Genomic DNA, 14,321 nt, shown 5'->3' with positions numbered 1-14,321 from the left:
GCGTATGAAGAATCCACCCAAGTTGCGGGGACGGACCGACCCGGTGTTTGATCGGCTAGGGCAGTCGCCTCACAAGGAACGCCTCTCGGATTACTTGGCTCTGCTCAAGCCCCTGGACGATCAGGGGCGTTATCTGCCATTCGATGCATTGCGCTACCGCTGGGCGCCGGGTCTGGATTCCAATTTGTGCTGGGCCTTGGTCAAGAAAGCCCGGACGGCGCAGTATTCGAGTCTTTTGCCATTGGGTGATCCGGTGCGGTGGCTGCAATTCGTGCTGACGCCGCTGGCGCAAAAGGCTATTTCCGCGGTAGACCGGCAAACCACTACGGCCGTGTTGGAGTACATGACCAGCCAGATTGGCGAGCGCGCTCATTTCAGCTACTTGCTCAATGATCTGATCGAAGACGAGGCCATCAGCAGCAGCCAGCTTGAAGGTGCAGCCACCACGACACGTGTGGCCAAGGACATGCTCAAGCGTCATCGCCTGCCGCGCACGCCGGACGAGCGAATGGTCATCGGTAATTTCAAGATGATGAACTTCGCCTGGGAGCAGCGTTATGAGCCTCTGAGCGTTGAGTTGATCGCGGCGATGCACCGCGTTGGCGTCGAGGGCATCGATGATCCGCAGTATTCGCCGGGGGTGTTCAGAGGCCGTGATGATGTCGTGGTGCAGGATGGCGAGGGCAACACTGTTCATACGCCGCCCGCAGCAGGCATTGGGTTGCGTTTGCAGTCGCTGGCGGAATGGATCAACCATTCCCATGACAACCTCCATCAAGCGGATTACCTTCATCCTTTGATCAAAGGCATCGCTCTGCATTTTGCCCTGGGGTACGAGCATCCTTTTCGCGATGGAAACGGTCGGGTCGCGCGGGCGCTGTTCTACTGGTTCATGTTCAAAAATGACTTCTCGGGGTTCCGCTACATCGCGATCAGCGTCTTGTTACGCAATGCGCCGGTGAAGTACGGGCGCTCATACCTGGATACCGAGGCGGATGATCTGGATCTGACGTATTTCATCGATTTCCAGTGTTCGGTGGTGCTGCGTGCCGTGGGCAGTTTTACCGAGGCGTATCGGAAAAGTCTGGTTGATGCCGAGTGCTTTGATCGATGGTTGCGGGAAAGTGGTTTTCTCGAGCAACTCACGGAGAATCAGCGAGCCGTGTTTCAAGTGGCCAAGAGCGGAATGGCCAAGGAATTTACCGCGGTCAATGTGAAGGAAAACCTGGGATGCTCTTACAACACGGCATCAGCCACATTGAATGGGCTGGTCGAGTTGAAGTTATTTGAGAAACGGAAGATGGGACAGGAGTGGGTGTTTTTTCTACGACCTGCCTCCGCGACCTGAACCAATGTGGGAGCGAGCAGGCCCACTCCCACAGGGTTTTGTGTTGTGGCTTAGAGCGTGCCGAATACCTTCTTCGCCAAACTGGTCGCCGCAGCCGCCGGGTTCTGGCGGATGGTTTCTTCCTGTTTGCCGATCATCTCAAACAAGCCATTCAACGCCTGCTCGGTGACGTAGTTTTCGACGTTGGCATTCTTTGCATCCACTACGCCCATTGTTGCGGCTTGTCCGGCGAACGAGTTGTACTGCTGGGCCAGGCCGACCTTGTCGGTGGCTTGCTTGACGATCGGCAGGAACTTGGCGCGGATTTGCTCGCGGCTGGTCTTGTTCAGGTATTGGGTGGCCGAGTCGTTGCCGCCGCTGAGGATGCCCTTGGCATCTTCCACGGTCATTTTCTTCACGGCATCGATGAGGATTGGCTGGGCCTGGGTCACGGCGGTTTCCGCCGCCTTGTTCATGCTGGCTTCCAGTTCATCGACCTGATCACCCATGCCGAACTGTTTCATCTTGCTCGCGACCTTGCCCAGTTTGCCCGGCAGTTCGATTTTCACGTCGGGGTTGTTGCTGAAGCCGCCCGGGGTGCCGAGTTGTTTCACGGCCAGTTGCGCGCCTTGGGTCAGTGCGTCCTTGAGTCCGCCAGTGGCGTCTTTCTGCGACAGGTCGCTGAGGGACAGTGCCAGGGCGTTGGCGCAGATCATCAAACCTGCGCACAGGCCGGCAAAACGAAGAGTAGGGCGGAGCATGGCAGCTTCCTTGTTCAAAATAGAGTGAATTAGCGAACGGCGTCGACGCGGATTTTCAGCGGTTGCGGGTCCTCGCCATCAAGACGCACGGCATGGTTTTCGGTGGTGATGAACATCAGCTTGCCATCGACTTCGATGCGCGCGCTGACCGAGTAACGATGACCCGGCTTGACCTGCGCCGGATCGTAACTCAGATGAAACGGCAGTGGCACCTGGCCTTTGACCTGACCTTTCTGTTCGTCGAGGACAATCGCCGGTGCATCGGCCAGGGACACGTCCTGCAAGCTCACGCTCAGGGTAGCGGTGGGCGGCAGGGCGCTGCGTTGCAGGTAAAAAACTTCACCGTCGAGGCTGGCTTTCGGGGCAGGTTGCATGGATTGGCAGGCGCCGAGCAATGCGGCAAGGCCAAGCAGAGAGAGTTTTTTCATGAGGCAAATCCTTGTCATTGGCGCCCGAAGAAGACCGGCGCCAACGACAATTTAACGGATTTTACCGAGGATATCGCCCAACTTGCCTCGGAGGTGTTCTCAGACGAGGCTGACCAGCACTTTCTGCCCTTCTACATGATCGGCACCCAGTTCCACCTGATGTTGTTGAGTGGTGGCGAAGATCAGGCGGTCTTCGTGGGTGATGCTCGCGCTGATTGCATAGGTATGGCCGGGCAGGACATCAGCAAAGCTGTACGTCAGGTTGAAGTTCAGCCCGGTTTTTTCTGCATTGGGAGTGATCTGTACGGCCAGCTCCTTCGCGATGACATCTTGCAAGCTGACATCCAGCAGTCGGACATAAAGAGTCGAGTTAGGCAACAGCCCAATCTTTGGCAGGTAATACACTTTGCCGCTGATGGTCTTTACGGTTTCGTTGTTCATATTGATTTCCTTATCAATTGATCGTCGGTAGTGACGAGTGCCTAGCATAGGATTGAGGTGGCGATTTAAATGTAGGGATATTCCTACTGGCATGGGCGAAAAGGAGGTGGCATGAGTCAGAAGCGTCCTTGCTTCTGCCATGAAACCTCCGCGCAGAGATGTGAGTGAGTCAGAGGGGCGTGACCAGCTCCGCCGCATCTTCACTGCGATGCAACGCCACCTGCCGGATCGACAACCGAATCTCCGCGGGCAGCACTCGTTTGGCCGCGCCTTCGGCCAGTTCACCGAGCAACTCGTGATAGCTCAGCTTGCCCGCTTCATCGCGCTTAAGCACGTCGAGGTCGAGCATGGTCTGGATGAAGTGGCGGAACAGGCTCTTGTCGAAGAATTCCGGGGCGTTCAGGCCATGCAGGATCGACAGGCGCTGGGCCATGACCGTGCACAGGTCTTCCAGTTCTTCGGCGCTGATGCTGTTCTGGCCGCTGTTGAGCAGCAGGGACACGGTCATGTAGAAGCGCTGCAGGGTCTGCGCGATGCTTTTCGACAGCAGGGTCAGCAGCACGAAATGCCGTGAGCTTGGCGCCGGGCGCAGGTACACATCGTTCTCGAAGCGCAGCAGGCCTTGCTCGACGAACGCCTCCAGCCATTGATCGATCACCGCATCCAGTTCGTCCAGCGACCAGCGAATGAACAGCTCCGCTTGCAGGTACGGGTACAGCGCGCGGGTGTAGCGCAGGATCTGTTCGCGACTCATGCGCGAGGCGCTCTGGAAGAAGCTCGCGAGCAGCGCCGGCAGGGCGAAGATGTGCAGCACGTTGTTGCGGTAGTAGGTCATCAGGACGGCATTCTGCTCGTCCAGATACAGAATCTTGCCCAGGGCATCGCTCTGTTCGGACAGCAGGTCCATGTCTTTCACATGCTCGATCAGCGCCCGGCCGTCACCGTCCGGCAAGGTGGTGTGCGGCGAATACGGGACCTTGCGCAGCAGCGCCAGGTACAGATCCAGCACCCGCGCCATGGCGCGGTCGTCCAGGGCCAGGCGGCTGGTGGACAGCAGGGCCAGGGCAACGAGGTTGACCGGGTTGATCGCTGCCGCTTCGTTCAGATGCCGGGCGACCTTCTCGCCGAGGCGGTTGGTGGTTTCGTTGAGCCAGGCGGGTCTGAACTGCGGGCCGAGTTCCTGTTGGCGCCAGTCCGGCTGTTCGCTGTCGAGGAATTCCGCCAGTTTGATCGGCTCGCCGAAGTTCACCGCTACCTGGCCGAAGCGCTGCTTGAGCGCGCCGATGACTTTGAATATGTCGAAGATCGATTCTTTCTTCTTGGCCGCACCGCGCAACTCGCCAAGATAGGTTCGACCTTCCAGTACGCGCTCGTAGCCGATGTACACCGGCACGAACACGATGGGCATGCGCGACGAGCGCAGGAAACTGCGCAGGGTGATCGCCAGCATCCCGGTCTTCGGTTGCAGCATGCGCCCGGTGCGCGAGCGGCCACCCTCGACGAAGTACTCCACGGGGAAACCCTTGGTGAACAGGGTGTGCAGGTATTCGTTGAACACCGAGGTGTAGAGCGGGTTGCCCTTGAAGGTGCGGCGCATGAAGAATGCACCGCCGCGACGCAGCAGGCCGCCGATCACCGGCATGTTGAGGTTGATGCCGGCGGCAATGTGCGGCGGGGTCAGGCCGTTGCGGAACAGTAGATAGGACAGCAGCAGATAGTCGATGTGGCTGCGGTGGCACGGCACGTAGATCACTTCGTGACCCTGGGCGACCTTCTGCACGCCTTCGATGTGGTTGACCTTGATCCCGTCGTAGATCTTGTTCCAGAACCAGCTCAGCACCACTTCCATAAAACGGATCGCAGTGTAGGTGTAGTCCGAGGCGATTTCGTTGCCGTAGCGCAGCGCTTGAGCTTTGGCCTTCTCCGGCGAGATGTTCTCGCGTTCGGCTTCGTCGAGGATCGCTTGTTTGACCTGCGGCTGGTTGAGCAGGCCCTTGACCAGGTTGCGGCGGTGGGAAATGTCCGGGCCGATCACCGCGGCCTTCAGGTTGCGAAAGTGCACCCGCAGGATGCGTTGGGCCATGCGCACAGTGCGCTCGTGACCCTTGTTGTGCTCGATCAGTTCGCGCAGGTGGATCGGCGCGGAAAACTGCACGCGGGTCTTGCGCCCCAGCACAATGACGCTCAGCAAGCGCCGCAGGCGCCCGGTAACGGCCCAGCTGTCGGCGAACAGGAGTTTCCACGGGCTGTTTTCGCTGTCTGGCGACTGACCCCAGAACACGCTGACCGGAATGATCTGTGCATCTTCGGCGGCGTTCTGGCTCAGGGCGCTGACCAGGCGTGTCAGTGTCGGCGGCGCGCCGCGCTTGTCCTGGCGGCCGAGCCAGTCCGGGTCCGGTGTCAGGTAGAAGAACGCGGCGGGTTCCAGCAGGTTGCCCACCGATACTGGCAGCACCGGACGTGGCAGGCCGGCCTTGCTGCACTCGGTGTCGACCACGGCGAGATCGGTCAGCGAAGGGTTTTGCAGGACGTAGAACACCGGACGACTGCGGTCGAGGTTAAGGGTGAACGACGACTGGTTGATCGTCTCGGAGCGAACCCAGAGGTACAACAGTCGGCGCAGGGCGCCAAACACAAGACGGCGGAACGGGGAACGGGTCATACGGCTTCTGCATAAGTGAATAAAACCGAGCGTTTGCTCGGGCGCTGGGTAGTGTGCCGGATTCGTCGAAAATCGGCAAAAAAGCGGCGAAGTAAACTGCTATTGAGAGTTTCAGCGTCTGTCATATACTCGGCGCTCTGTCGCCGTTGCCCTCATGGGACCGGTATGCGCAGGCTGACGTTCCCGAGGCTTTCCTGCGAAAAGCCCGATCAATAATAAAAAGGGAGTATGAACAAATGGCAACACGCGAAACCGGCAACGTGAAGTGGTTCAACGACGCCAAGGGCTACGGCTTCATTCAGCGCGAGGACGGGGTGGACGTGTTCGTGCATTACCGCGCGATTCGCGGCGAAGGGCACCGTTCGCTGACCGAAGGCCAGCAGGTTGAATATGCGGTGGTCGAAGGGCAGAAGGGGTTGCAGGCTGAGGATGTGGTGGGGCTGTAAACCCACTCTTCAGATCACACAAAACCACTGTGGGAGCGGGCTTGCTCGCGAAGAATTCAAGGACGCCGCGCGTTCCCGGAATTGGCGCGTTATCGTTGAAGACCATCGCGAGCAAGCTCGCTCCTACAGGGGCGGTGTTCAGGCCTTAAGCCGTTTTCCAGGTGATCTCTTCTTCACCATCGGCGCTGATGCGAATCCAGCGGTCCGCCGTCTCTTCACCTTCTTCCTCCACCCAGGTTCCCGGCGCGCAACGCACTTCGACGTTCAGCGCGGCAAACGCGGCGCGGGCGCAGGCGATGTCGTCGTCCCATGGGGTCTGGTCGCTTTCCAGGTACAGGCTGTTCCACTTGCCAACGGCTTTTGGCAGCCAGGTCACCGGCACGTTGCCGGCCTTGCACTTGTAGGTCTGGCCCTTCTGGACCCAATCCGAACACGGGCCAAGTGCCGCGCCGAGCCAGGCGGCAATGGCTTTGTGATCGACGTCGGCGTCTTTCAGGTAAATCTCGATATCGGGTTGGCGCATGGATGTCCTCACTGCGTGTCTGAAAAATCCATTCGCGGATTTAGCCGGTCTTGAGCCGTTGCCCAAGACCAAAAATGTTTGAAGTTATTGAAGAACGAAATAATCGTAGCGCATCGACACAGTGACCTCGAATGGCTCGGCCTGCTCGATCACGGCAGCACGGCGCTCGGCACTGGCGCGCCAGCCGTGGGGCGTCATCGCCAGCAGATTGGCACGATCCTGACCGCTGGCGAGTGTCAGCTTGAATTCCAGGGTTTCACTGTGCGCCAGCGCCATGCCTTCCGGCACCAGGTCCAGGTGCTTGTCGTCGATGTACTCGCGGACTTCATCGTACAGCCGCTCGCGCAGTTCCATCAGGTGGCCGCTGGTCGGTCCGACTTTCATCAGGCCGCCGCCGACGCTGAGCAGACGTTTGGCTTCTTCCCAGTCCAGCGGGCTGAAGACGCTGGCGAGGAACTGGCAACTGCCGGAAGCCAACGGCACCCGCGCCATGCTGGCGATCAACCAGGTGAGCTGCGGGTTGCGTTTGCAGGCGCGTTTGACCGCTTCGCGGGAGATGTCCAGGGCATAACCTTCGGCATCCGGCAGCGCCTCGGCGATTTGCGCGGTGTAGTAGCCCTCGCCACAACCGATGTCCAGCCAGCGCTGTGGTGCATAGCTGGCTGCCAGCTCCGCCAGACGCCTGGCCACCGGGGCGTAATGCCCGGCATTCAGGAAGTCGCGGCGGGCTTCGACCATTGCCTGGTTATCCCCAGGGTCGCGGCTGTTCTTGTGCTGCACCGGCAGCAAGTTCAGGTAACCCTGGCGCGCACGGTCGAAACGATGCCCGGCGGGGCAGACCACTCCGTTGTCCACCGCATTGAGCGGTTCGCTGCAGATAGGGCAGGCAAGCATCAGGCGAGCAACTTGATCAGGGTCTGGTAGTAGATTTCGGTCAGCACGTCGAGATCCGCTGCCAGCACGCGCTCGTTGACCTGGTGGATGGTCGCGTTGACCGGGCCCAGCTCAACCACTTGCGTGCCCATGGTCGCGATGAAGCGCCCGTCGGAGGTGCCGCCGCTGGTGGACGCCTTGGTGTCGCGACCGGTGATGTCCTTGATGCTCGACGACACCGCGTCCAGCAGCGCGCCAGGCTCGGTGAGGAACGGCAGACCGGACAAAGCCCAGTCGACGTGCCAGTCAAGGCCATGCTTGTCGAGGATGTCGGCGACGCGCTTTTGCAGGCCTTCGACGGTGGATTCAGTCGAGAAGCGGAAGTTGAATACCGCCACCAGGTCACCCGGGATCACGTTGGTCGCACCGGTGCCGGAGTTGACGTTGGAGATCTGGAAGCTGGTCGGCGGGAAGAAATCGTTGCCGTGGTCCCAGTGCTCGGCGGCAAGTTCCGCCAGGGCTGGAGCGGCGAGGTGGATCGGGTTCTTCGCCAGGTGCGGGTAAGCCACGTGGCCTTGCACACCGCGCACGGTCAGCTTGGCGCCGAGGGAGCCGCGACGGCCGTTCTTGACCACGTCACCGACCAGGGTGGTGCTCGACGGCTCGCCGACGATGCACCAGTCCAGACGCTCCTTGCGCGCTGCCAGGCGTTCGACCACTGCCTTGGTGCCGTGATGCGCCGGACCTTCTTCATCGCTGGTGATCAGGAAGGCGACTTTGCCTTTGTGATTCGGGTAGTCGGCGACGAAACGCTCGGACGCGACGGTCATGGCGGCGAGACTGCCTTTCATGTCGGCGGCGCCACGGCCGCAGAGCATGCCGTGTTCGTCGATCAGCGCGTTGAACGGCTCGATCTGCCAGGCCGTCACCGGGCCGGTCGGGACCACGTCGGTGTGCCCGGCAAAGCACAGCACCGGACCGTCGTCCTGGCCGTGGGTGGCCCAGAAGTTATCCACATCTTCGATGCGCATCGGTTCCAGGGTGAAACCGGCATCGCCCAGGCGCTGCATCATCTGCTTCTGGCAATCGGCGTCGATCGGCGTCACGGACGGACGGCGGATCAGGTCGATGGCGAGTTGGAGGGTCGGCGAAAGGTCGGCATGGGCCGTCATGGAAAACTCCGGAATCTGTAAATGTGTAGGAGCGAGCTTGCTCGCGATGGACGTTAACGATAATGCGTGCGATCTGTGTGACCGCGTTGTCCTTGCGTTTCTCGCGAGCAAGCTCGCTCCTACAGGTATTGGGGTCGGCCCTTGAGCCAAGCCCCGCAAAATGGCGGTTATCTTAAAGCAAAACGGCGACCATTGGCCGCCGTTTAGTGCATCCGCAGAGATTTAGACCGCTGGTGCCGTTTCAGGCTCGGCGGCCGGTTTCGGCAGCGACGACAGGAACGCCATGACCAGCGCCGCGACGTACGGCAGCGACTGCACCAGCAACATGGTGACCCAGAAGCGCATGTCGTTGCTCGGCATGCCGTTGACCAGATAAATCCCCAGCGCCGCGCTCCACAACAGCAGCATGATGAACATCTCCTCCCGGGCTTCCGAAATCGCTACCCAGAAACCATGGTTGTCGGCGTTTTTCGGCGTACGGAAGAACGGAATGCTGCTGGTGAAGAAGCCGTACAGCACCGCTTTGGCGATGGTGTGGGACAGCGCCAGACCGGCCAGCGCCGCGCAGAAGGCATCCTTCAAGTTCACTCCAACCGCACGACGATAGAGGAAGATGATCTTGGCAACCTTGAACACGAACAGCGCCAACGGCGGGATCGCGAAAATCAGCAGCGGTGGATCGACCCGTTGCGGCACGATGATCATTGCCGCCGACCACAACAGCGCACCGACGGTGAAGAAGATGTTCATGCCGTCCGCCACCCACGGCAACCAGCCCGCGAGGAAGTGATAACGCTGGCCACGGGTCAGTTCGGTGTCCTTGCCGCGCAGCAGGCTGGCGGTGTGGCGCTTGATGATCTGAATCGCTCCGTAGGCCCAGCGGAAACGCTGTTTCTTGAAGTCGATGAAGGTATCGGGCATCAGGCCTTTGCCGTAGCTGGTGTGGTAGTACGCTGCCGACAGGCCTTTCTCGAATACGCGCAGGCCCAGCTCGGCGTCTTCGCAGATGCACCAGTCGGCCCAGCCCAGTTCTTCGAGCACCGAGCGACGGGTCATGGTCATGGTGCCATGCTGGATGATCGCGTCACGATCGTTGCGGGTAACCATGCCAATGTGGAAGAAACCTTTGTATTCCGCGTAGCAGAGCTTCTTGAACGTACTTTCGTTCTGGTCGCGGTAATCCTGCGGCGATTGCACCACGGCGATTTTCGGGTCGACGAAGTGCGGCACCATGTGCTTGAGCCAGTTCCGGTCGACGCAGTAGTCCGAGTCGATCACGGCTATGACTTCGGCGTCCTTGGCAGTATGCGGAATCAGGTAGTTCAGCGCGCCGCCCTTGAAACCAGCGAGCGGTGCAACGTGGAAGAACTTGAAGCGCGGGCCGAGGGTTGCGCAGTAGTCGCGCACCGGTTCCCAGACCGCCGGATCCTTGGTGTTGTTGTCGATGATCAGGACTTCGAAATCCGGATAGTCGAGGTTGGCCAGGGCGTTGAGGGTCTGTTTGACCATCTCCGGCGGCTCGTTGTAGCAGGGCACGTGAATCGACACTTTCGGGCGGTAGCTGGAATCGCCTTCCACCGGCAAAAACTCGCGCCGGCGCTTGTGCACCCACACCGCTTCGGCCAGTTCATGGGCTTCGGTCAGCAGCACGATAAACACCCCGAGCGCACCGAGGGCGAGCAAGAAGCCCACCGTCAGGCTGAACCAGGTGCTGTATTGCTGGCTGTAGTCGTAACCGATCCACACCAGCACCGAACCACAGAGGAACGCAATGAAGGTCAGGAAGGTACGGCCGCGCTGGCGCAGGGCCGAGCCGTCGATCATCAGCAGGGTCAGCGACAACAGCGCCAACACTACCGAACCAATGGCCAATACGCGCCATTGCGGAATCGCCACCACCGGGCCTTCGAAGTTGAACTTCTGCTGGCGTGCGGCGTTGAACACGCCCCAGTAGGCGCCGACGGAGCCTTCGTCACTGGCTTTCCACGGCTGGTCAAACGCTTCGATCACGAAGTAGTTGAAGCCCTGGCGGTTGAGCTTGTTGACCAGGGTGCGCAGGTAGATCGCCTGGTCTGCCGGTGAGGCATCGGCGCCACCGCGCATGCGGCCGTTGCTCGGCCAGCCCACTTCGGACAGCAGCAGCGGCTTTTTCGGGAACATCTTTTTCAGGTCGCGGGCGCGATCCAGAACGAACTGCTGGGCCTTGTCCACCGGAATGAATTCCCAGTAAGGCAGGACGTGCGCGGCGATCAGGTCGACGTGTTTGGCCAGTTCCGGGTGCTCTTCCCAAACGTGCCATTGCTCGGACGTGGTCACCGGCACCTTCACGGCAGCGCGGACTCGGTCGAGCATGACGCTCAGTTCGGCAGCGGTGATTTCCTTGCGGAAGATCGCTTCGTTGCCCACCACCACACGAACCACACTGCGTGAGGAGTTGGCGATTTCGATGGCGCGGGTAATTTCCCGTTCGTTGCGTTCCTGGTCCGGGCTGATCCAGATCCCCAGTGTCACCCGCAAGCCGAATTCTTCCGCCAGTTTCGGGATGTCTTGCAGGGTGCCATCGACCGAGTAGATGCGGATGTTATCCGTCAGCTTACTCATGATCTCCAGGTCGCGACGCATTTGATCGTCGGTCGGGTACTGGTCTTTCTGCGGGAACTGGCCCTGCTGGAATGGCGAGTACGAGAAGCCGGAGATCTGTTCAGGCCAGTTGGGGGCGGTGACCGGGCGGTTGATCAGCGCCCAGAAGCCGGTAAACAAGGCCGCGATGGCGAGCACCACGACCAGGTTGAGTCCAAATTTACGCGATGACATAGCTATTTCGGGTTCCAAAGGCTGTGGAACGAGGGAACGGTCGGCGGCCGCAAAGGGGCGCGCATCCTACACCGGGCATTCTCTGGTCGTACAGCAGACAGGGAATTGCCGGACATTGGGCAATCCAAGTCGGTTTAAGTTCTTTCGTTAGAGCCTGTAGGGCAAATCTTTGTTCGATGTAGTTTTCGTGGATGTTGCCCGTTCATAGCGCAATGATGCTCTTGCACGCCGACGGCCCTATAATGCGCGCCGGTTTTTGGGGTAATGGTCATGAGTACAGAAGATCCGCGGTTTGCTGGCATCGCCCGTTTGTATGGCATCGAAGGCCTTGAGCGCCTGAAAGCGGCCCATGTGGCGATCGTGGGCGTCGGTGGCGTCGGTTCCTGGGCGGCGGAAGCCATGGCCCGTTGTGGTGTTGGCGAGATTTCGCTGTTCGATCTGGACGACGTCTGCGTCAGCAACGCCAACCGTCAGTTGCACGCGCTGGACAGCACTGTGGGCAAACCCAAGGTCGAGGTGATGGCCGAGCGTCTGCGCGGGATCAATCCGGACTGCACGGTGCACGCGGTGCCTGACTTCGTCACCCGTGACACCATGGCCGAGTACATCACGCCGAACATCGATTGTGTGATCGACTGCATCGACAGCGTCAACGCCAAGGCTGCGCTGATCGCCTGGTGCAAGCGCCGCAAGATCCAGATCATCACTACCGGTGGTGCGGGCGGGCAGATTGACCCGACGTTGATCCAGGTTTGCGACCTGAATCGAACGTTCAACGATCCGTTGGCGTCGAAAGTGCGTTCCACGCTGCGCCGTGACTACGGTTTCTCGCGCACGGTGACCCGCCATTACAGCGTGCCGTGCGTGTTTTCCACTGAGCAGCTGCGTTATCCGAAACCGGACGGCAGCATTTGCCTGCAGAAGAGTTTTGTCGGTGATGGCGTGAAGCTCGACTGTGCCGGCGGGTTTGGCGCGGTGATGATGGTGACGGCGACCTTCGGCATGGTCGCGGCGACCAAGGCTGTGGACAAGATCGTGGCGGGTGTGCGACGGCCGGCGGATCGGGTCAAGCCTCAGGTTTAAGTGTTGCTGCTGATGGCCCCATCGCGAGCAGGCTCGCTCCCACATTTGGAATGCATACCCCTGTGGGAGCGAGCCTGCTCGCGATGGGCTGCGAAGCGGCCCCGTTACTGCGCCAACTCCCGCATCCGTTGAAGTACCGCATTCAAGCCATTACTGCGGGATTCGGACAACTGCCGCCCCAGCCCCAACTGATTGAACCAGTCCGGCAAATCCACCTGCTGCAACTCGGCCGCGGACAACCCGTTGACCCGCGCCAGCAGCAATGCCACTAACCCGCGAATCAATCGCGCATCGCTGTTGGCACTGAACTGCCAATGGCCATCGCGCAACTCACCCACCAGCCACACTTGGCTTTCACAGCCGTGCACCCGGTTGGCATCACACATCTGCACGTCACTCAACGCTGGCAGGCGCTCGCCCCATTGCATCAGCAGGCGTGCGCGCTGTTCCCAACCGGCAGCTTTCTGAAAGGTTTCGAGCGCCGTGACGGCATCGGCAGGCAGGTTCATCGCAACAGCTCCAGCGCCTGATCCAGGGCTTCAAAGAACCGTTCCAGGTCTTCGGAATCGTTGTACAGCGCCAACGACACCCGAATCGCCCCGGCCAGTTCAAAGCGTTTGAGCAGCGGCATGGCGCAGTGATGACCGGCGCGTACCGCGATCCCTTGTTCGGTCAGCAAATGCGCGAGATCGGCGTTATGCACACCCTTGACGGTAAAACTGGCCAGTGCCACTTGCGGCTTGCCCAGCAGGTGGATGCCGTGACGTGCCTCAAGGCCCTTGAGCAGGCAGGCATGCAACGCCGCTTCATGGGCGGACACGGCGTCCTGATCGAGCCCGGCGAGGTAATCAAGGGTCGCTCCGAGGCCGATCACACTGGCAATCGGCGGCGTCCCGGCCTCAAAGCCCAGTGGTGCCGGGCGAAAGCGGGCGTCGTGGTAGTTGGCGTCCAGCACCATCTCACCGCCGAATTGCCACGGGCGCAGTTGTTGCAGCGCTTCATGGCGTCCGAACAGCACGCCCAGGCCATCGGGCCCGTAGAGTTTGTGGCTGGAGAACACATAAAAATCGCAGCCCAGCGCTTGCACGTCGTGGCGGCCGTGGACCACACCCTGGGCGCCGTCGATCACGGTCAAGGCATTGTACGCCTTGGCCAGTGCCAGCAATTCGGGCAGCGGCTGCCACGCGCCAATCACGTTGGACAGTTGACTGACCGCCAGCAGGCGTGTGCGCGAGCCGATCAAACCGGCAGCGGCTTCAAGGTCGATCACACCGTCGGCATCCAGCGGCAGGATCACCAGTTTCAGGTCGCGACGGTGCGCCAGTTGCTGCCACGGCAACAGGTTGGCGTGATGCTCCAGGGCGCTGATGACAATCTCGTCGCCCGGGTTGAAAAGATGTTCCAGGCCGTAGGCCAGGAGATTCAGCGCGGACGTCGCGCCGTGGGTAAAGATGATCTGCCCACAGTCGCTGGCGTTGAGCCATTGCGCGGCTTTGCGGCGGCTGTCCTCGAACGCCTGGGTGGCGTGGGCGCCGGGCAAATGCTGCGCCCGATGCACGTTGGCCGCGCCGTTGGCGTAGTAGTGCGCCAGGGCATCGAGCAGGGCTTGAGGTTTTTGCGTGGTGGCGGCGTTGTCCAGATAGGTCTGGTCTTGCCGTTGCAGGGCGGCGATGGCTGGAAAATCGACACGCCAGGGAGAGAGAATCATCATGTTATCGGGCCCTGGTGAACATGGGCGGGCGTACGCCGGCCCCCTGTAGGAGCGAGCCTGCTCGCGATGGACGTGAACGA

General features: G+C 60.5%; 13 protein-coding genes. 3 read left to right on the top strand and 10 right to left on the bottom strand.

Annotated elements, in window-relative coordinates; all coding sequences use genetic code 11:
- Positions 1–4 precede the first annotated feature (4 nt).
- Entirely contained in the window at positions 5–1,348 is a 1,344-nt protein-coding gene (locus AB4Z35_RS00740) for a Fic family protein (protein WP_442095681.1), read from the top strand.
- A 50-nt stretch (positions 1,349–1,398) separates the two neighbouring features.
- Here the strand turns inward: AB4Z35_RS00740 and AB4Z35_RS00735 are convergent, their stop codons facing one another.
- From AB4Z35_RS00735 to plsB, 4 genes are all read right to left on the bottom strand, one after another.
- The gene (locus AB4Z35_RS00735) at positions 1,399–2,088 is read right to left on the bottom strand and encodes a DUF4197 domain-containing protein (protein ID WP_007995770.1); all 690 of its coding nucleotides are present in this window, start codon (positions 2,086–2,088) and stop codon (positions 1,399–1,401) included.
- Between the two features lie 29 nt (positions 2,089–2,117).
- A complete protein-coding gene (locus AB4Z35_RS00730; RefSeq protein WP_442095680.1) occupies positions 2,118–2,516 on the bottom strand; it encodes a YbaY family lipoprotein in 399 nt (132 codons plus the stop codon).
- Positions 2,517–2,615: 99 nt separating this feature from the next.
- On the bottom strand, positions 2,616–2,957 hold the full coding sequence (locus AB4Z35_RS00725) for a YbaY family lipoprotein (RefSeq protein ID WP_442095679.1): 342 nt from the start codon (positions 2,955–2,957) through the stop codon (positions 2,616–2,618).
- A gap of 169 nt (positions 2,958–3,126) precedes the next feature.
- The gene (plsB, locus tag AB4Z35_RS00720) at positions 3,127–5,619 is read right to left on the bottom strand and encodes a glycerol-3-phosphate 1-O-acyltransferase PlsB (protein WP_442095678.1); all 2,493 of its coding nucleotides are present in this window, start codon (positions 5,617–5,619) and stop codon (positions 3,127–3,129) included.
- A 236-nt stretch (positions 5,620–5,855) separates the two neighbouring features.
- On the opposite strand from plsB, the gene AB4Z35_RS00715 reads away from it, so the two are divergent.
- Positions 5,856–6,065, top strand: a complete 210-nt coding sequence (locus tag AB4Z35_RS00715) for a cold shock domain-containing protein (protein WP_007954750.1) — start codon at positions 5,856–5,858, stop codon at positions 6,063–6,065.
- Positions 6,066–6,210: 145 nt separating this feature from the next.
- Here the strand turns inward: AB4Z35_RS00715 and AB4Z35_RS00710 are convergent, their stop codons facing one another.
- The 4 genes from AB4Z35_RS00710 to AB4Z35_RS00695 form a co-directional block, all read right to left on the bottom strand.
- Complete coding sequence (locus AB4Z35_RS00710) at positions 6,211–6,588, bottom strand: hypothetical protein (protein ID WP_007978418.1); 378 nt, start codon at positions 6,586–6,588, stop codon at positions 6,211–6,213.
- Positions 6,589–6,672: 84 nt separating this feature from the next.
- The gene (locus tag AB4Z35_RS00705; RefSeq protein ID WP_442095677.1) at positions 6,673–7,482 is read right to left on the bottom strand and encodes a putative RNA methyltransferase; all 810 of its coding nucleotides are present in this window, start codon (positions 7,480–7,482) and stop codon (positions 6,673–6,675) included.
- Positions 7,482–8,633, bottom strand: coding sequence for a succinyl-diaminopimelate desuccinylase (dapE, locus tag AB4Z35_RS00700; protein ID WP_007995764.1), 1,152 nt, complete (start codon positions 8,631–8,633; stop codon positions 7,482–7,484). The genes AB4Z35_RS00705 and dapE overlap by 1 nt, the downstream gene beginning before the upstream one ends.
- 222 nt (positions 8,634–8,855) lie before the next feature.
- A complete protein-coding gene (locus AB4Z35_RS00695) occupies positions 8,856–11,447 on the bottom strand; it encodes a glycosyltransferase (protein WP_442095676.1) in 2,592 nt (863 codons plus the stop codon).
- A 264-nt stretch (positions 11,448–11,711) separates the two neighbouring features.
- Between AB4Z35_RS00695 and tcdA the strand changes: the two genes are divergently transcribed.
- A complete protein-coding gene (gene tcdA / locus AB4Z35_RS00690; protein ID WP_419711775.1) occupies positions 11,712–12,530 on the top strand; it encodes a tRNA cyclic N6-threonylcarbamoyladenosine(37) synthase TcdA in 819 nt (272 codons plus the stop codon).
- Positions 12,531–12,634: 104 nt separating this feature from the next.
- On the opposite strand, the gene AB4Z35_RS00685 is transcribed toward tcdA, so the two are convergent.
- Entirely contained in the window at positions 12,635–13,039 is a 405-nt protein-coding gene (locus AB4Z35_RS00685; protein WP_008000061.1) for a SufE family protein, read from the bottom strand.
- Complete coding sequence (locus tag AB4Z35_RS00680; RefSeq protein ID WP_442095675.1) at positions 13,036–14,241, bottom strand: aminotransferase class V-fold PLP-dependent enzyme; 1,206 nt, start codon at positions 14,239–14,241, stop codon at positions 13,036–13,038. The genes AB4Z35_RS00685 and AB4Z35_RS00680 overlap by 4 nt, the downstream gene beginning before the upstream one ends.
- Positions 14,242–14,321 lie beyond the last annotated feature (80 nt).

Origin of the sequence: Pseudomonas sp. KB_15 (genome assembly GCF_052114525.1) — a bacterium.
Classification (GTDB): Bacteria; Pseudomonadota; Gammaproteobacteria; order Pseudomonadales; family Pseudomonadaceae; genus Aquipseudomonas.
This window is presented reverse-complemented; position numbering and strand designations above follow the sequence as displayed.